Here is a 17,088-nt window from a genome sequence, read left to right on the forward strand (position 1 = left end):
TTCGGCCCGGGGATCGACATAATGAAAACATGGTTTGCAATTCCATTGTGGCAGCGCGTTATCGGCGCGCTGATCCTTGGCATTATCGTCGGGCGCTTGTGGGGGCCGGAAGCGGAAAGCATCAAGATTATCGGCGATGTGTTTGTCGCCTTTATCAAGATGTTGGTTGTGCCGCTGATCTTCTTCAGCCTTGTCGCGGGTGTTGCCGCGATTGGTGACATTCGCAAACTGGGCGCGGTCGGCGGGCGCGCCATGCTGCTGTTTATTGTCAGCGGTCAGATTGCGGTGTGGCTCGGCCTGTTCCTCGGTACGGTGCTCGCGCCGGGGCTTGGCGTTGATACGACTGCCCTCAATGTTGGCGACACGCCGCCGCCCAATGACACGACGTGGCGCGATATGATCATGGGCATGATCCCGCAAAGCCCGGTTCAGGTGATGGCGGATGTGAACGTCCTGCCGCTGATCATTTTCTCCCTGCTGATCGGCATCGGCATTCTGATGGCGAAAGAAGAGGGTGAGCCTGTGCTCAAAATCTTCGAAAGCGGCAGCGTGGTGATGCAGAAAGTCACCATGGTGGTGATGGAGCTGACCCCGTTTGGCGTCTTTGCCCTGATGGCATGGGTTGCGGGCACGCTGGGCTTTGATGCGCTTGCGGCCCTCGGCAAATTGGTGGCGCTGAACTATCTCGGATGCCTGCTGATTATCGCGCTGATCTATGGCGGGATGATCAAGTTTCTCGCCAAACTGCCGGTTATCGACTTCTTCCGCGGCATTATCGACGCAATCGCGGTGAGCTATTCCACGGCCAGTTCCAACGCGACGCTGCCAGTGACGCTCCGCTGTGCACGGCGGAACCTGGGCGTGTCGAATTCGGTTGCGAGTTTTGTGATCAGCCTCGGCGCGACGATCAATATGAACGGCACCGCGATGTATCTCGGCCTCGCGACCTTGTTCGGCGCGCAGATTTTCGGCGTCCCGCTGGACTGGACCGATTACTTCCTGATCTCGATCCTAGGCACTCTCGGAGCAGTGGGCGCAGCGGGCATTCCGGGCGCGGGCCTGATTATGATGGCTCTGGTATTCGGCGCGGTCGGCGTGCCGCTGGAAACGATCGCCTTTGTCGCAGGCGTGGACCGGATCATGGATATGATGCGCACCACGACCAACGTGTCGGGCGACGCGGCTGTGGCGACGACAGTGGCGAGCATGACGGGTGAGATCGACAAAGCTGAGATGATCAGTGCTGACGATGTTTAAGCGCATGCCAAAGAATTTGGGATTTGTTGCAGGAGCATTTTTGCTCGCCTCGCAGGCTGCGCTAGCAGAGCAGACTCCGCCTAGCGAGCTACAAGTCGCTGAAGACTATGTCGAAGCCTACAACCAGCGCAACCTCGATGCGATGCTCGCGCTTATGCATCAAGACGTTCAGTGGTTGAGCGTTGAGGGCTCTGAGGTTGCAGTATTCGCCAATGGAAAGACTGATCTTAAAGAGCAGATGCGTGACTATCTAGCGTCGCCCCTTGCGACCCGTAGCACGATTGATGGCAGCGTAACTGATGGGCGGTTCGTCGCGGTCCGAGAAATTGCCATGTGGACCACCAGTGATGGCGAGGAGCGCTCGCAATCGGCTTTGGCGGTCTATGAGATAGAAAACGGACTGGTGCGGCGCGTTTGGTATTATCCGGCGACTCGTTAACTACCGCCCCTTCGGCTTTTCCGTCACCTTCTTCCTGAAGCTGCACAAATCCACCAGATCACAGCGCCAGCATTCCGGCGTTCGCGCTTTGCAGGTGTAGCGGCCGTGCAGGATCAGCCAATGATGCGCGTGCAGGCGAAACGGCTGGGGCACGCGCTTTTCCAGCTTGGCCTCGACCGCTTCGGGCGTTTTGCCCTTGGCCAGACCGGTCCGGTTGCCGACCCGCAGGATGTGGGTGTCGACCGCGAACGTCTCCTGCTTGAACCAGCAATTGAGCACGACGTTCGCTGTCTTACGACCCACGCCGGGTAGCCGCACAAGGTCTTCGCGTGTGTCCGGCACTTCGCCGCCATATTCGTCGATGAGCAGCTGTGAGAGCGCGATGACGTTCTTCGCTTTGGAGTTAAAAAGGCCAATCGTCTTGATGTGCTCGATGAGACCTTCCAACCCCAGATCGAGCATCTGCTGCGGCGTCTCCACCTTTGCAAACAGCGCGCGGGTCGCCTTGTTCACGCCGACATCGGTCGCTTGTGCGGACAAAGCGACAGCCACGGTCAGCTGATAGGCATTGCCATATTCCAGCTCGGTCTCAGGCTCGGGATTGTCCTCCGCCAGACGGCGGAAGAATTCGAAGATCTGGTCTTTGGTCATTCTGCGGCGTTGGTCGTTTGGTTTTCTGCTTTCCAATCCATCGCCGCGCGCACCCGGTTTTTCACGGTCGGGTGAGTGTAAAACAGCGTTTCCTCCACCGGCCCGGCAAGAGGATAGCGGTACTCTGCGGTCTTCACGAGAGCGCCGGACAGCGCATCGGGCAGGTTCACAGTCTGCAGCGAATACATATCCGCCTCACGCTCGCCCACGCGGGTCAGCGTGTTGGTGATGGGTGTTGCAAGGGTGAAGAACAGCCCGATTGTGAAAACCAGAACGGGCAGTCCGCGCGGCTCCGAAATCTCTGCATCGCTGCCAAACAGGCGCGCAAACGCATTGTAAGTGCGCGCCGTTAGCCAGAACACCAGCACCGCCAGCGTGCTGAGCACCAGCACTGTGCGCCACACATGGCCGAGCACATAGTGGCCAATCTCATGCCCCGTCACGGCTTTCACTTCGTCCAGCGAAGCCTGATCCAGCGCAACGTCGGAAATGGCAATCCGCGCCGATCCGCCTACGCCCGAAACATTGGCGGTGAAATTGTTCGACTGGCGCGATCCATCAAACATAAAAACGCGGTCTTCCGGCACATCCGCTTCGGCGGCCAGTTCAAGCACCGCATCGCGCACTTCGCCTTCGGGGATAGGTTGGAAATCGTTGAACAAAGGCTCGATCACCATGGGCGAAAGCAGCAACATGAAGCTGATAGTGGCTGCGACAAGGCCGCCGCTCCACGCCCACCACCAGCGACCCGTCCGCTTGATCAGGACATAGAGGCCGACGAGGAATAGCCCACCGAGAACGGCCGCGAGAACCGTGCTGATGGCGCTTTGGCCGAGATAATCGCCCAGCGGCTGCGCGGTGCGATCATACTGCGTCTCCCGCCACCAATCGGTGTAGATGGAATAGGGCAGGGCGATGATCGTCGACACCAGCAGATAGACCACCGCGATCAGCCAGGTGCGCACGGTAAACCCGCGCTTTTCCAGCTTCGCTGTGAGCTTATCCAGAATGCCACTTTTCACGATGATCCATGTGACCAGCGCGCTGACGATAAGCCCTGTCAGCATAAGCCAGTGATTGCCGGTGGTGTAATCACGCGCAAGATCCAGCTCAGCCTGGCTCAGGCTGGCGAGATGCGCTTCGGTTGCTGCTTTTGGATCGAATGCCATCGTGTGTCCCCCTCGTGTCGCCTAGTTGGGCGAAAAATGTATCAGGCAAGCCCCAGCACATCATTCATGGAATACCGCCCTGCTTCTCTGCCAATCAGCCATTCCGCTCCACGAACAGCGCCGCGGGCGAAGATCATGCGGTTTTCGGCTGAGTGCGACAAAGTGATGCGTTCTTCGTTGCCAGCAAAGATCACGCTGTGATCGCCAGCGACCGTGCCGCCGCGCAGCGTGGCAAAGCCGATATCGCCCTCGGTCCGCGCGCCTGTTTGCCCGTGGCGACCGCTATCCATCGCATCGGAAAGGTTGACGCCGCGCGCTTCAGCAGCGGCCTCCCCCAGCAGTTTTGCGGTGCCTGATGGGGCATCCACTTTCATCCGGTGATGCATTTCCAGCACCTCGATATCCCAGTCCGGCCCAAGCTTTGCAGCGGCTTCCTTCACCAGATGCGCGAGCAATGTCACGCCGAGCGAGGTGTTGCCCGTTTGCAGAACGGGGATCGTTTCGGCGGCCTCCGCAAGAGCAACAAAATGTTCTTCTTCCAGACCGGTTGTGCCGATGATGATGGGAATTCCGGCTGCTTGGGCTGCTTTCAGATTGGTCTCAAGCGCTTCGGGAGAGGAAAAATCGACCACAACGTCGCACTGATCCAGCAGCGGGGTTGGGTCGCCGCCCAAATCGACGCCCACGCGAAATTCGTGACCCGCTTCCTCGATAGCGGCGGCAATGGCCTGCCCCATGCGGCCCTTGTGTCCGATAATGCCAAACTGCGCCATTGATCCCGAAGCCTCCACCGTGTTTCATGCTGATTATGACAGAGATCAATCGCATCGTCATCCTTACAGGCGCAGGCATTTCAGCAGAAAGCGGGATTGATACGTTTCGCTCAGCGGGCGGGCTGTGGGAGCAGCACAAGGTTGAGGATGTCGCCACGCCTGAAGGCTTCGCGCGCGATCCCGATCTGGTGTTGGGCTTTTACGATATGCGGCGTGAGGCGCTTTCCAAGGTTGACCCCAATCCGGCCCACCGCGCTCTGGCAAAACTGGAAGCGGAGTTTGCTGGCGAGCTGTTGCTGGTGACGCAGAATGTCGATGATTTGCACGAACGGGGCGGATCACGGCAGGTGCTGCATATGCATGGTGAACTCAAAAGCGCGCTCTGCACATCCTGTGAAATACGCAGCCCGTGGGACGCACCGATGGCTGACCGTCCGCCATGCCCGATATGTCAGGCACCAACCCTACGCCCCGATGTCGTGTGGTTTGGCGAGATGCCGTATCAGATGGACCGAATTTACGGCGCTCTGGGATCGGCCGACCTGTTCGTGAGCATCGGGACAAGCGGCGCGGTCTATCCGGCGGCGGGCTTTGTGCAAGAAGCGCGGCAATGTGGCGCGCGGACGCTGGAGCTGAACCTAGAGCCAAGCGAGGGCACGCATTTCTTCCACGAAGCGCGCCATGGCCCAGCGGGAGAATTGGTGCCGCAATGGGTGGATGAGATTTTGGGTTGTGCTATCAGCTGAGCCGCAAATCCCCACATTTACACACCAGAGGTGACTGCATCGAGGAGCAAAAGACGATCAGCATTCATTCGCAACATGCTTCCAATCGAAATTGGTTTTCATGTCCTTCCCGACAATCACTCCGTTGCCCGGATCACCCGACATTTCTACTCCGATTTTAACATCGTTGTCGCCAGTCGCAATTGAGATTGGCCCGGACAAGGCGCCGCATGTCATCTTCGCCTTCAATATCGAAACATTGCTAAGGCTGGTGAATTCTCGATCAGATAAGGAGCACCCCGCTTCCAAATACTTACTCAAGAACACTGTTTCGATTTGATCGAAGGACGTCACCCGGTCGGATGCACAAAGCTTGGCCTCGGAAGCTTGAACGACTGTCTGGTTAGCCAAATTCAGCAATTTGATATCGGCTTGCCATGTGCCTGATGTCAGATTTATCGAATGACCTGAAGTACCCTCAGCGTGAGTCGGTGTAAGGCCGTGTGAAGTCGCCAGAATTGAAATGAGACAAATGGCGAAGATGTGCTTTTTCATGACGAGCTCTCTGAAACCTAAATACACGTTAACGTTAGCCATGAAGCTATGAATGCTCAACCTGGGTCTCATGGCAAGCTTCGTCTGTATCTATCATCGTAGCTTCTAGAAGAAGTTTTAGAGGCCGCCTCTACTTCTTCTTCACCGGAGGCTGTTTGCGGGTGAAAATAAGCTCAGTCTCACTCGAAGCGCTTGCATCGAAACGATAGCCCTCCGCATCAAAACCCCGCAGGTCGTCTGCCTTTTCGATCCGGTTTTCGATGATCCAGCGGGCCATCAATCCGCGTGCGTATTTTACGTGATACATCAGCCGCCGCGCTTCGCCGTCTTTCACGTTGAGGAAGCTGGCCTCAATCACTTTGCCTGGCAGCACACTGGTGTCGACAGCCTTGAAATATTCATTCGAGGCAAGGTTCACGACAGTGTTGTCGCCGTGGTCGTTCAAATCCTCGGCCAGCTTTTCACCAATCCGGCTGCCCCAAAAATCATAAAGCGATTTGCCACGCGGATTGGCCATCTTGGTGCCCATTTCGAGCCGGTAGGGCTGGATCGCATCCATCGGTCTAAGCAAACCATACAAACCGGACAATATCCGCAAATGGTCCTGCGCATAGGCCAGCGCTGCATCGTCCATGCTCTTGGCCTCAAGCCCCCAATAGACATCGCCATCAAATGTAAGCCCGGCTGGTTTTGACGAATTGCTTCGGCCTTCCAGATCGAACGCTTTGAACCGCTCTGCATTGAGCTCGGCAAGGTTGTCCGAGATTTTCATCAGCTTGCCCAGCTGGCCTGCGCTTTGCTTTTTTGCGACTTTCGCGATTTCGCGCGTGTCGTCTTGCAGGCGCGGGCGGGTCACTTCAAGCGTGGTTGCCATCTCGTCAAAGTTGAGTTTTTTGGCGGGTGAGAGAAGGGTAATCATGGATGTGTCCTAGACAGTCGCTCAGGATTCAATGCTTGGCGTGAGCCTAGAGCATTCACGACGCCGCTTCCACGCCTTTGCCATGCTCACAGTTATCGAATTTTCTGTTTCTCGCACCTGGGATGGACAGGCTGATGAGGATTTGCCGCCATCTAAGCTTCGGGAAACCGCATCACCCAAATCGCGATAGCCAGCAGCGCGCTGGCGAAACCCATAAAGCCCGCAATCAGCTTCATATTGATGCGCTTGATCGGCTCAGCCTTATGCGCATCAAGCCGTTTCTGAACAGCGCAGCCTCTGTTCTGCGCCGCGTAGAAAATGAAGATGCCGATGATCATAAAAATCGTTGCGATGACTTTGGGGACCCAAGCCGGCTCCATCGAATTGAACAGCGCGTTGAAGCCCAGGCCGATACCAACCGATGCGAGGCCGGTGCGCATCCATCCGGCAAAGGTGCGCTCATTCGCCATAATGGTCCGGTCTTCGGCCCAATCAGTGCGATCCTCGGCCAGATCGGTGCGGTCTTCAGCAAGTTCGTTGGAATTTTTATCGTCGCTCATCGAGGCACTCCGCATCCTTTGCAGGCTTCATCCTTGGCAATGTTCAGCGTCCGCATGCCCGGTTTCATCCCGTCGAGAATGTGCAGCTTGCCGAATTGTGGCTCGCCAAACGCGCTGACTCCTTGGAGCAATATCCGCACCGCCTGCATCGCTGCAAAGCTGCCGACCCATCCCGCCATTGCGCCAAGCATCCCGTCATCGGCGCAGGTGTCGCAATCTTCCGCGTCAAACGCATCGCCAACAAAGCAGCGGTAGCAGGGTTGATCCGCGAGGTGCCCGGCAAAGGCTCCGACCTGCCCCTGAAAGCGGCCTACAGCAGCAGAAAGGAGCGGGGTGCGCTCTGCGACGCAGGCATCGGACACCGCGAGGCGAGTCGCGAAATTGTCCGTTCCATCGAGCACGAGATCGGCGCCTTCGATCAAACGTCCTGCATTGTCTGCGCTGATCCGCGAATCTGAAATTTCGACGTCTAAAGCTTCATCGAAATTGGCGAGCCAGCGGCGCGCGCTGGTCGCTTTGCCGTGGCCAACATCGCGGGTGGTGAAGATGGTTTGGCGCTGAAGGTTGCTGACATCGACGACATCATCATCGATTAGAGTGAGACGCCCGATGCCGGAGGCTGCAAGATATTGCAGCGCGGGTGATCCGATGCCGCCAAGGCCGATGATCGCAATGTGCTTGTCCGCCAAAGCAACCTGACCCGCGCCGCCGATTTCAGGAATGACGATATGGCGCGCGAAACGGTCTAGGCGGGCTGGGGACAAGCTCATGGAGAAGCTGTTGGCATGATGTGCACAACCTGTCGACAGGGCTGTGCATAGCCCTGTCGATCAGTCTGTTCGTAATATGAGGAAAATGTGTGCGAATTAACTTTCGAGCTGGCGCAAAAGGCTCCGCACATCGCCGTCCATATCGGCGTCACGCTCACGCAGATCTTCGATCAGGCGAACGGCGTGGATAACGGTGGAATGATCGCGTCCGCCGAATTTGCGGCCTATCTCTGGATAAGAGCGCGGTGTGAGCACTTTCGAAAGGTACATCGCAACCTGACGCGGACGGACAACGGCCCGCGCGCGGCGCTTCGATGACATCTCGCTGCGATCAATCCGGTAGAACTGGCAAACCGTACGCTGGATCTCGTCAATCGTGATCCGGCGGCGATTGGCTGACAGAATATCGGTCAATTGCTCTTCGGCGAGATTGAGCGAAACTTCCTGACCCGTAAGTTGAGCGTAGGCGATCAGCTTATTGAGGCCGCCGACCAGCTCGCGAACATTGCGTGTGATGGTGCGAGCGAGGAAATCAATGACATCCTCAGGCACCGAAAGCGGCGCGAAACGCGACAGTTTGGAATCGAGGATCTTCTTGCGAAGCTCGATATCGGCGGCCTGAATATCGGCCACCAGACCCATCGACAGACGGCTGAGCAGGCGCGGTTCAACACCGTCCAATGCCTGCGGTGCGCGATCGGCCGCGAATACAAGCCGCTTACCTTCCGCGAGCAGCGCATCAATGGTGTAAAGCAGTTCTTCCTGAGCGGACGCTTTGCCGATGATGAACTGAATGTCGTCAACCAACAGCAGGTCAAAGCTGCGCAGGCGCGCTTTAAACTCGATCATCTGGTTGGCTTTGAGAGCCTGCACGAACTCGACCATAAACCGCTCTGCCGAGCAGTAGAAAATCCTTGCGCGTGGGTGCGCTTGCAAGAAGGCGTGTCCGATGGCGTGCAGCAGGTGGGTTTTGCCCTGTCCTGTCGCGCCTTTCAGATAAAGCGGCGAAAATTGCGGCTGTTCGGTTGCGGCCATGCGCTGCGCTGCATTGCAAGCGAGCACGTTTGCCTCGCCTGTGATGAAGGCCTGGAATGTCAGCGACGGGTCGAGCCCCACCGAGCTAGTGAAACCGGCCTCGCCGATAGTGCCAGCAGCGACGGCAATCGCGCTCGCGCCATCATTGGCAGGGCGGCGGCCATCGTCCAACCGCAGTTCGGGCAACTGGCGTCGACCGGGATGAACCTGAATATTGACGTTGCGCACTTCACCGCGCGCGATCTTCCAAGCGAGCTGGAGCCGGTCATGAAAACGGTCCTTCACCCAGTTCGCTGAAAACTCGGTTGGAAGAAACAGATCAAGCGTGCCTGTTTCTTTATTGATGCCGCCAACTTGGATCGGCTTGATCCACTGGCTATGCAATTGATGGCCCAGATCTTTACGAAGACCCTGGCTGATATCGGACCAGTCCGCTGCGAGATTTACGGCTTCTGCATCTTCCATCAGGTCATCATCTGCTTTCCGACGCGTTGCCCGCGCCTTATCAGTATTGTTCACGTCTCAATTCCCCAAAACTATCCCATCCCCGGAGCCGCATCCGGAGCGCAATCTTGTCCATTCGACAGGCAAAACCTTCCCAATCCCGAAAACCATGGTTTTCGAGCGCCCCCTATCGATCAGCTTCTTAAAACCCGGACTGTCCCGCGCCGGGTGAGACACAACTAAAGAGCCTCGCGAGCGTTTGCGCAAGCGGGGAAATTTAAAAAAACTGAAATATATCGGGTTGACTCGGCTCTACCCCGCAGGCTGCCGTTCAAGTGATTGTTTTAACAGGCGATTCACCATTTAAGGCATGCGAATCGCGAGGAATCCTAAGCTTTTCAATTCACTGCGGTTCGGCAGCGCCGCCAGCGACCAGTCAAAAGAAAAGGGCCGCCCCGATACGGAGCAGCCCTTAGCCAATTCCAAATGTAAATTCGCGTAACTTCAAGCCGAATCGGCGGCTTGAAATCGCGAATCAGAGCGCAGCGACGCGCTTTGAAAGGCGCGACATTTTGCGCGCCACAGTGTTCTTGTGCATTACGCCGCGCGCAACACCGCGAGCCATTTCCGGCTGAGCAGCTTTGAGCGCTTCAGCAGCGGCTTTCTTGTCGCCTGCTTCGCAAGCCGATTCGACCTTTTTCACGAAACCGCGGATGCGGCTTACGCGGGCGGTGTTCACTTCGGTCCGGCGTTCGTTGCGACGGATACGCTTACGTGCTTGCGGCGTGTTTGCCATAATACTGTCTGTCTCGCGTTCTTTAGGGGCCGCACACGCGACCGAATCAATTCAGTGATATCGAAAGTGGGCGAATTACCGCCGGAAAGCGGCGCTCTTAGGGGCCTCTCTGCGAATCGTCAAGAAAAGTGTCACTTCTGACACTTCGTACAATACCACGTGCTTCGCCCACCCTGTGCAATTCGGCGGATCGCGCCGCCATCATCGCGGCGGCATGGCTCTCCTGTACGGCCATAGACATCGAAGCGTGTGGCGAAATAGCCTAGCTCGCCATCCGGCTGCGCGTAGTCCCTTAAAGAAGAGCCACCATCCTTGATCGAGGTCTCCAGCACATCCTTGATTGCGGGGACCAGTCGCGCAAGCTGCGGTTTCGTAACCTTGCCGCCAGCCTTTCGCGGATGGATACCCGCCCGCCATAGAGCCTCGCACACATATATATTACCGAGGCCGGCGATGATCCGTTGATCCAACAGGCACAGTTTGATGCTCTGCGTCTTGCCTTTCAGTGCGTCCTTTAAATGCTCCGGTGTCAGCTGGGGGCCCAATGGCTCTGGGCCGAGCGAAGCGAATTGCGGCCACGTGTCGAGCGCATCTTCGCCAATCAAGTCGACCGAGCCGAAGCGGCGGGGGTCGCACAGGGCGAACTGGTGGTCTGCTGTTTCGATGACCAAGTGATCGTGTTTGTCGGCCTCTTCAGGGTCGATGCGCCAGCGCCCGCTCATGCCGAGGTGAAAGATCATGGCAGAGCCACGATCCAGATGCAGCAGGCCATATTTCGCACGTCTCGAAAGATGCGTCACCGTCGCGCCCGTCATCACCTGAACCAGGTCAGGCGGGAAGGGGCGCCGCAGATTCGGGCGGTTGAGCTGGACGCGGGTGATCCGCTCTCCATCCAGGAAACGCGCCAGTCCGCGGACGGTAGTTTCGACTTCGGGTAACTCAGGCATGAAACACCCCCTAACACCCTTTGCGCGGCGCACAATTCCATCTAGGGCACATCACATGACTGAAAGCATCCAAGACACCGCCCAAGAGACTGTCAGTTTCGGCTACGAAAATGTGAGCCCTCAGGAAAAGACCCGCCGGGTTGGCGAAGTCTTTTCCAGCGTCGCGCGCAAATACGACATTATGAATGATGCAATGTCGATGGGTATGCATCGCGGCTGGAAAGATCGCTTTGTTAAGCGCGTAAAGCCGCAGCCGGGCGAGCAAATTCTCGATATGGCGGGCGGCACCGGCGACATTGCGTTTCGCATGGCGGATCGCGGCGCGGATATCACCGTGGCCGACATCAATCAGGATATGCTGGATGTGGGCGCAGAGCGCGCGATGGAACGTTCTGAAAGCGATGAAACCGGCAGCCTCGTTTTTACCTGTCAGAACGCTGAAAAGATCAGCTTCGCCTCCAACAGCTTCGATGCCTACACCATCGTTTTCGGTATTCGGAATGTGACGTTCAAAGATCAGGCTCTGACAGAGGCCTACCGTGTTTTGCGGCCGGGCGGACGTTTTTATTGCATGGAGTTTTCGACCACCGAATGGTCGGGCTTCAAAGAAATTTATGATGTCTATTCGGATAAGCTGCTGCCCCGCATGGGTCAGGCAATCGCAGGCGACGCCGATTCGTATCGGTATCTGGTCGAATCCATTCGCAAGTTTCCGAGCATGCCCGAATTTGAAAGCATGATCCGCGCGGCCGGTTTTACCAACACCAAGGTCGAGCCTATTCTGGGCGGCGCGGTGGCAATTCATTCGGGCTGGAAGGTTTGATTGGCAAAATCGCGGAACTTATCCGTGATCCAAACGCACTGACATCATGACCGCTCCTGTCGTCCATCTTTTCCGCCTTGCCCGTTGGGGCACCACTCTGGCGCGTCGCCGCGCTCTTGTGGGTATCGAAGACGATCCCAATGCGCCCACTCCTGTAAAGCGTTTGGTGAAACTCGCGCGCTGGGCGACATTTACCAGCAAGCGCGGCGAACCCGACTACGCCGGAGCGTTCCGCGCGATTGGCCCGGCGGCGATCAAGCTGGGGCAATCGCTTGCGACTCGCCCCGATCTTGTGGGTGAGGAAGCAGCGACGAACCTTTTGAGCCTGCAGGACAGTCTGCCGCCGGTTCCGTTTTCTGAGATCAAAGCCTCTATCGAAGCGGCGTTCGGCCAACCTATCGAAGCGCTCTTTTCTGAGATTGATCCGGAGCCCGTCGGCGCGGCATCCATTGCTCAGGTTCACAAGGCGGTGACAACCGAAGGCCGCAAAGTGGCGGTTAAAGTGTTGCGGCCGGGCATCCGCGAGAAGTTTGCCAAGGACATCCAGACCTATGAATGGGCGGCTGCCCATGTCGAGGCGATGGGCGGCGAAGCAACGCGCCTGCGCCCGCGTCTGACCATTGCGAACTTCAAACGTTGGACCAATTCAGAGCTCGATCTGCGGCGCGAAGCGGCCTCTGCTTCAGAACTCGCCGAGGAAATGTCGGGCGTTGGTGGGTACCGCATTCCCGATATCGATTGGGACCGTACCAATGGCCGCGTTCTCACGATCGAATGGATCGACGGCGTTAAAATTAGCCGCACAGACGAATTGATCGCGCGCGGTCATGATCTGAACGCGATTGCGGAAAAGCTCGTGATCAGCTTCCTGACCCAAGCGATCAGCGCTGGTTTTTTCCATGCCGATATGCATCAGGGCAATCTGTTCATCGAAGACGATGGAACAATCGTTGCGATTGATTTCGGGATCATGGGCCGGATTGATCGGCGTGCGCGGCAATGGCTCGCCGAAATTCTCTATGGCCTGACCACGGGCAATTACAAACGCGTCGCCGAGATCCACTTTGAGGCGCAATATGTGCCGAGCTACCACTCGGTTGGAGAATTCGCGACCGCTCTGCGTGCGGTGGGTGAGCCGATGCGCGGCAAGCCTGTGAAGGAACTGTCGGTCGGGCAAATGCTGGATGGCCTGTTCGCGATAACCCGCGATTTCGACATGCAGACACAGCCGCACTTGCTGCTGCTGCAGAAAACCATGGTGATGGTCGAAGGCATCGCCACCCAGCTCAACGAAGACATCAATATGTGGGACACATCCGCGCCTTATGTGCGCAGTTGGATCCGCGATGAATTGGGACCGGAAGCCGCCGTGGCCGAGCGGATCAAAGAAGACACGCAAACGCTCATGCGCCTGCCCGATCTGATCCGCCGGATCGAAGAACGCTTCCCGCCAAAAGGCGGCGCACCCGAAGCACCGCCTTTGCCAGAGATCAAGCTGCTGACGGACCGGAAGGAACGCAGCGGCGGATCGCGCCTTGGTTATCTTGTAGCCATTCTCGCTGGCGCAGGCGCGATGTGGGGCGCCTCCAGCATGGGCTGGCTCGGATAAGTCAGCGCGTTTCTGGCAACACCTTCGCGCCGATCAATCCGAAAATCCCAAGCAATGCTTCGACCACCATCGGCGGGATGAAGCCTTCAAAGCCGCCATCTATCGCGAGGCTGACCAACCGCGCCGCCAAAGTGACCAGCATCAGCGCAGAGCCGATTACCAGCGGATCGCTCCGCCGGGCCCATGCACCGAATATAAAGCACGCGCCGCTGACGCCGAAAAACGCGGTCATGTCTGCACGGATAGAGGTGGTGCCATGCGCGCCCTCGACATTGAGGCCGAACTCTGCGCCTGCTGTAACCGGATCGGTCAGAAAGCCAAAGCCCATATAAACGAGCAGCAGCCCGCCTAAAGCGAGCGCGATGCGCAATGCGATTGTCATGTTTGATATCCCCTCTCGTCTCTCGGCTCGTATCCATCATCGCGCAGCATCGCTCAAGAAAATTTAACCATTGGACCCCATGGAAGACTGGGAATTCGCGTAGAGTCTTGGCGCGGCGATGCCGCGCGGCTAGGCTAGTCTCCGCAAAGACGTTTTTGGCCCGCCTTGGGCATTGGAGAATTGGACGGAAATGACCGGCATGATCGGCCTTTCTCAGAAAACTTTGATTGAGTGCGCGCGATGAGCGGCGCTGCTCCCAAAGTCCTGCTTGTCGTTGGCGGCGGCATTGCCGCTTACAAATCGTGCGAGCTCGTGCGCCTGATCCGCAAAGGCGGGGGCGATGTCACCTGTGTCGTGACCAAGGGCGGACAGCAGTTTGTGACGCCAATGTCTCTCGCCGCGCTTAGCGAAAATCAGGTCTATACCAGCCTTTTCGATCTCAAGAACGAAGCCGAAATGGGTCATATCCAGCTGAGCCGTGAGGCTGATCTGGTTGTGGTGTGCCCGGCGACGGCTGATCTGATGGCGAAAATGAGCGCCGGGATCGCCGATGATCTTGCGACAACTTTGATCCTCGCGACGGATAAGCCAGTTATGGCGGTGCCGGCAATGAATGTGCGCATGTGGGAGCATGAGGCAACGCAGCGCAACGTGACCTTGTTGCAGCAGGCGGGCGTGCAAGTGCTGCACCCCGATGAAGGACCGATGGCCTGCGGCGAATTCGGCTATGGCCGCTTGCCCGAACCGGAGGCCATCTGGCGCGAGATCGCAGCGCATTTCGGCATCGAAGTCGAGGAGACCGCTCCGCCTGCGCCAGCGAACGATCAATATGTCGAAGCGCTCGAGCCCGAAGACGAGCCGGCCTCTACCGGACTCGGCGGACTGCTTTCCAAAATTATTCCGCGATCGACTGCAAAGCGCAGCCACGACGATATCGAAACCGAATTTGCCGAGCTGGAAGAGCAAGGCGAAGAGGAAATCGCGGACGAAGACCTTCCTCCGGTGGAAGAGGAAGAGATCGAATTCAATCCCGATATGGGCGGGCCTCTCTTGGCGAAGAAGGGCGGCGCAGGTTCTGCGCCTCCGATTGATCCCGAAGCCATCAATCACATGATCGATGATCGGAAGGACGCGCCGGAGCATATCGAGGGCGAAAAAGCCGCTGCGCCGGTTGGCAATTCCGGCATCGAAACTGTCGAGGAAGACGCACTTGGCGGAGAAGCATTTAACGTCGATGCCGGTTATCAGCCCCTCGATGGCCGCCATATACTGATCACTGCTGGCCCGACATGGGAAGCGATCGATCCGGTGCGCTACATCGCCAATCGTTCGAGCGGGAAACAGGGTTTCGCGATTGCTGCCGCCGCTGCTGCGCTGGGTGCGAAAGTCACTCTGGTCGCTGGTCCTGTATCGCTCAAGACACCGGCTGGTGTTGACCGGATCGATGTCGAAAGCGCCGAAGACATGAACAAGGCAGTCAAGACTGCACTTCCTGCCGATGTTGCCGTTATGGTTGCCGCCGTCGCAGATTGGCGCCCGAAAGAATACACTGGCGAGAAGATCAAGAAACGCGGGTCCGCGCCGCCAGCTCTCATGCTGACCGAGAACCCCGATATCCTCACCAATGTTGCTGCGGGTAGCAACCGGCCTGAACTGGTGGTGGGCTTTGCCGCAGAGACCGACAATGTGCTCGAACACGCCAAGAAGAAGCGTAAGCGCAAGGCGTGTGACTGGATCGTGGCCAACGATGTTTCAGGCGATGTTATGGGCGGCGATAACAACCGCGTGCACATCGTCAGCACCGATGGCATCGAAAGCCTTGATGAAATGCCAAAGGCCGCCGTGGCCATGGCGCTGGTCGAGCGGATTGCCGCATCCCTTAAAGCAGAGGCCGCTGAATGAGCCGCGAAACTGGTGCCGAAGGCACGCCGACAATCGCCCCTGTTCCCGTCGAGTTGAAACGCCTGCCGCACGGGGAAGGGTTGAACCTGCCCGCTTATGCGACGGACGGGGCGGCGGGTATGGATGTCGTTTCGGCTGAGGATGTCACGATTGAACCGGGCGCGCGCCATGCGGTGGCAACGGGCCTCTCAATGGCGATCCCGCACGGATACGAAATTCAGGTGCGTCCGCGTTCTGGTCTGGCGTTCAAATATGGCATTACGGTGCCGAATACGCCTGGCACCATCGACAGCGATTATCGCGGCGAGTTGAAGGTGCTGTTGATCAACCACGGCACGGAAGCCTTCGCCATTGCGCGCGGAGACCGCGTTGCGCAGCTTGTGCTGGCTCCTGTGGTTCAGGCATCATGGCAGGAAGTTGATGAGCTGGACGCAACCCAGCGCGGCGCAGGCGGCTTTGGCTCAACCGGTGGGCACGCAAAGCTTTAATTATTTGGAGAATCAAAAAGGGCGGCGCCAATCACTCGCGCCGCCCTTTACATCCCGTCCAAGGGAATATTGGGATAGAGACTAGTCTATCAGCGCACTTGGCGCACGGTCTTTCCGTCATCCTTGATCGTTATCCTGAGAGTTTCACCGGAATTGCCAGGGAAATCAGTGAACAAGGCATCGACAAGATTTGGGACAAGTGTCTGCAAACGGTTGGTGCGGGAGGCGGCCTGAGCCTGCCCTTCGAACAAACGCTCACCCGTCGCAGTCGAGTCGATCTTCAGATCGATGTCGCCGACATAAACGGTGTAGCTGCGCACTTCCGGTCCGGCGAGGAACGGATCATGGAAACCAAACGCAAATCCGCGGCGGAAACCAAAACCGCGGCCCCATGGACCAAAGAACGGATCGTTGAATGCGCCAAACCGATTCCCCGTGGTGCGAACACGCTCACGGCCATTGTCGACGCCGTAATCGAACCGCACCAGCATGTTTGCTTCGGCAGGCGAAGCGGCTTCGGTGTAGCCGAGTTTTTCCAGCTCTCTTTCAACCATATCGGCATAGAGCGAGAATTCGAGGCCGCCCGCGAGTTTCGGATCTTCGGCGACAACCGCGAATGTCTGCCCCTGCGGCGCAGGCAATGTGGTGGCGAAGCGCGATACATCGGCGTTGAAGCTTGGCGCGCAGGCAGAAAGGCCCGCCGCGAGCAGAACCGGCAGCGCAAATCGCTTTAGCGAGGTCTTGTGAGGTTGTTTCATGGCATACCCTATTTGTTTATATGCACCCAACGTTTCAGGGCGCAAAAGTGTCCACCAGTGAGCTGCGCACGCTCCCCCTCGAAATC

19 protein-coding genes are annotated in these 17,088 nt (G+C 57.7%); 7 read left to right on the top strand and 12 right to left on the bottom strand.

What is annotated here, in order from left to right; translation table 11 throughout:
* Positions 1 to 18: 18 nt before the first annotated feature.
* Both MWU39_RS01090 and MWU39_RS01095 read left to right on the top strand, forming a co-directional pair.
* Positions 19 to 1,257 carry a dicarboxylate/amino acid:cation symporter gene (locus MWU39_RS01090; protein ID WP_247160275.1) on the top strand — a complete coding sequence of 413 codons (1,239 nt, stop codon included), beginning with the start codon at positions 19 to 21 and terminating at the stop codon, positions 1,255 to 1,257.
* The gene (locus tag MWU39_RS01095) at positions 1,250 to 1,696 is read left to right on the top strand and encodes a nuclear transport factor 2 family protein (RefSeq protein ID WP_247158132.1); all 447 of its coding nucleotides are present in this window, start codon (positions 1,250 to 1,252) and stop codon (positions 1,694 to 1,696) included. The genes MWU39_RS01090 and MWU39_RS01095 overlap by 8 nt, the downstream gene beginning before the upstream one ends.
* On the opposite strand, the gene nth is transcribed toward MWU39_RS01095, so the two are convergent.
* The 3 genes from nth to dapB are packed head-to-tail and all read right to left on the bottom strand — an operon-like array spanning position 1,697 to position 4,289.
* A complete protein-coding gene (nth, locus tag MWU39_RS01100; RefSeq protein WP_247158133.1) occupies positions 1,697 to 2,347 on the bottom strand; it encodes an endonuclease III in 651 nt (216 codons plus the stop codon).
* A complete protein-coding gene (locus MWU39_RS01105; protein ID WP_247158134.1) occupies positions 2,344 to 3,516 on the bottom strand; it encodes a M48 family metallopeptidase in 1,173 nt (390 codons plus the stop codon). Before MWU39_RS01105 ends, nth begins: the two co-directional genes overlap by 4 nt.
* A 41-nt stretch (positions 3,517 to 3,557) precedes the next feature.
* A complete protein-coding gene (dapB, locus tag MWU39_RS01110) occupies positions 3,558 to 4,289 on the bottom strand; it encodes a 4-hydroxy-tetrahydrodipicolinate reductase (protein WP_247158135.1) in 732 nt (243 codons plus the stop codon).
* Between the two features lie 35 nt (positions 4,290 to 4,324).
* Between dapB and MWU39_RS01115 the strand changes: the two genes are divergently transcribed.
* Positions 4,325 to 5,035 carry an NAD-dependent deacylase gene (locus MWU39_RS01115; protein WP_247160276.1) on the top strand — a complete coding sequence of 237 codons (711 nt, stop codon included), beginning with the start codon at positions 4,325 to 4,327 and terminating at the stop codon, positions 5,033 to 5,035.
* A 57-nt stretch (positions 5,036 to 5,092) separates the two neighbouring features.
* On the opposite strand, the gene MWU39_RS01120 is transcribed toward MWU39_RS01115, so the two are convergent.
* From MWU39_RS01120 to mutM, 7 genes are all read right to left on the bottom strand, one after another.
* Positions 5,093 to 5,611 (bottom strand): hypothetical protein, encoded by a 519-nt coding sequence (locus MWU39_RS01120; RefSeq protein WP_247158136.1) that lies wholly within the window; start codon positions 5,609 to 5,611, stop codon positions 5,093 to 5,095.
* 88 nt (positions 5,612 to 5,699) lie between these two features.
* Positions 5,700 to 6,488, bottom strand: coding sequence for a peroxide stress protein YaaA (gene yaaA, locus MWU39_RS01125; protein WP_247158137.1), 789 nt, complete (start codon positions 6,486 to 6,488; stop codon positions 5,700 to 5,702).
* A gap of 152 nt (positions 6,489 to 6,640) precedes the next feature.
* On the bottom strand, positions 6,641 to 7,048 hold the full coding sequence (locus MWU39_RS01130; RefSeq protein WP_247158138.1) for a DUF202 domain-containing protein: 408 nt from the start codon (positions 7,046 to 7,048) through the stop codon (positions 6,641 to 6,643).
* The gene (locus MWU39_RS01135; protein WP_247158139.1) at positions 7,045 to 7,818 is read right to left on the bottom strand and encodes a HesA/MoeB/ThiF family protein; all 774 of its coding nucleotides are present in this window, start codon (positions 7,816 to 7,818) and stop codon (positions 7,045 to 7,047) included. Before MWU39_RS01135 ends, MWU39_RS01130 begins: the two co-directional genes overlap by 4 nt.
* Before the next feature lie 96 nt (positions 7,819 to 7,914).
* The gene (dnaA, locus tag MWU39_RS01140; protein ID WP_247160277.1) at positions 7,915 to 9,318 is read right to left on the bottom strand and encodes a chromosomal replication initiator protein DnaA; all 1,404 of its coding nucleotides are present in this window, start codon (positions 9,316 to 9,318) and stop codon (positions 7,915 to 7,917) included.
* A 514-nt stretch (positions 9,319 to 9,832) separates the two neighbouring features.
* A complete protein-coding gene (gene rpsT, locus MWU39_RS01145; RefSeq protein ID WP_247158140.1) occupies positions 9,833 to 10,093 on the bottom strand; it encodes a 30S ribosomal protein S20 in 261 nt (86 codons plus the stop codon).
* A gap of 131 nt (positions 10,094 to 10,224) precedes the next feature.
* Positions 10,225 to 11,040, bottom strand: coding sequence for a bifunctional DNA-formamidopyrimidine glycosylase/DNA-(apurinic or apyrimidinic site) lyase (gene mutM / locus MWU39_RS01150; protein WP_247158141.1), 816 nt, complete (start codon positions 11,038 to 11,040; stop codon positions 10,225 to 10,227).
* Between the two features lie 55 nt (positions 11,041 to 11,095).
* Here mutM and MWU39_RS01155 point away from each other — a divergent pair, with 55 nt between their 5' ends.
* A complete protein-coding gene (locus MWU39_RS01155; RefSeq protein ID WP_247158142.1) occupies positions 11,096 to 11,863 on the top strand; it encodes a class I SAM-dependent methyltransferase in 768 nt (255 codons plus the stop codon).
* A gap of 46 nt (positions 11,864 to 11,909) precedes the next feature.
* Positions 11,910 to 13,472, top strand: a complete 1,563-nt coding sequence (gene ubiB, locus MWU39_RS01160; protein WP_247158143.1) for a 2-polyprenylphenol 6-hydroxylase — start codon at positions 11,910 to 11,912, stop codon at positions 13,470 to 13,472.
* Position 13,473: 1 nt separating this feature from the next.
* Here the strand turns inward: ubiB and MWU39_RS01165 are convergent, their stop codons facing one another.
* Positions 13,474 to 13,854 (bottom strand): DUF4345 family protein, encoded by a 381-nt coding sequence (locus tag MWU39_RS01165; protein ID WP_247158144.1) that lies wholly within the window; start codon positions 13,852 to 13,854, stop codon positions 13,474 to 13,476.
* A gap of 240 nt (positions 13,855 to 14,094) precedes the next feature.
* On the opposite strand from MWU39_RS01165, the gene MWU39_RS01170 reads away from it, so the two are divergent.
* Both MWU39_RS01170 and dut read left to right on the top strand, forming a co-directional pair.
* The gene (locus MWU39_RS01170) at positions 14,095 to 15,756 is read left to right on the top strand and encodes a bifunctional phosphopantothenoylcysteine decarboxylase/phosphopantothenate synthase (protein ID WP_247158145.1); all 1,662 of its coding nucleotides are present in this window, start codon (positions 14,095 to 14,097) and stop codon (positions 15,754 to 15,756) included.
* On the top strand, positions 15,753 to 16,244 hold the full coding sequence (gene dut / locus MWU39_RS01175) for a dUTP diphosphatase (protein WP_247158146.1): 492 nt from the start codon (positions 15,753 to 15,755) through the stop codon (positions 16,242 to 16,244). The genes MWU39_RS01170 and dut overlap by 4 nt, the downstream gene beginning before the upstream one ends.
* An 89-nt stretch (positions 16,245 to 16,333) precedes the next feature.
* Here the strand turns inward: dut and MWU39_RS01180 are convergent, their stop codons facing one another.
* A complete protein-coding gene (locus tag MWU39_RS01180; RefSeq protein WP_247158147.1) occupies positions 16,334 to 17,002 on the bottom strand; it encodes a DUF4136 domain-containing protein in 669 nt (222 codons plus the stop codon).
* Positions 17,003 to 17,088 lie beyond the last annotated feature (86 nt).

The sequence above is a fragment of the Erythrobacter sp. F6033 genome (assembly GCF_023016005.1).
Lineage (GTDB): Bacteria > Pseudomonadota > Alphaproteobacteria > Sphingomonadales > Sphingomonadaceae > Erythrobacter.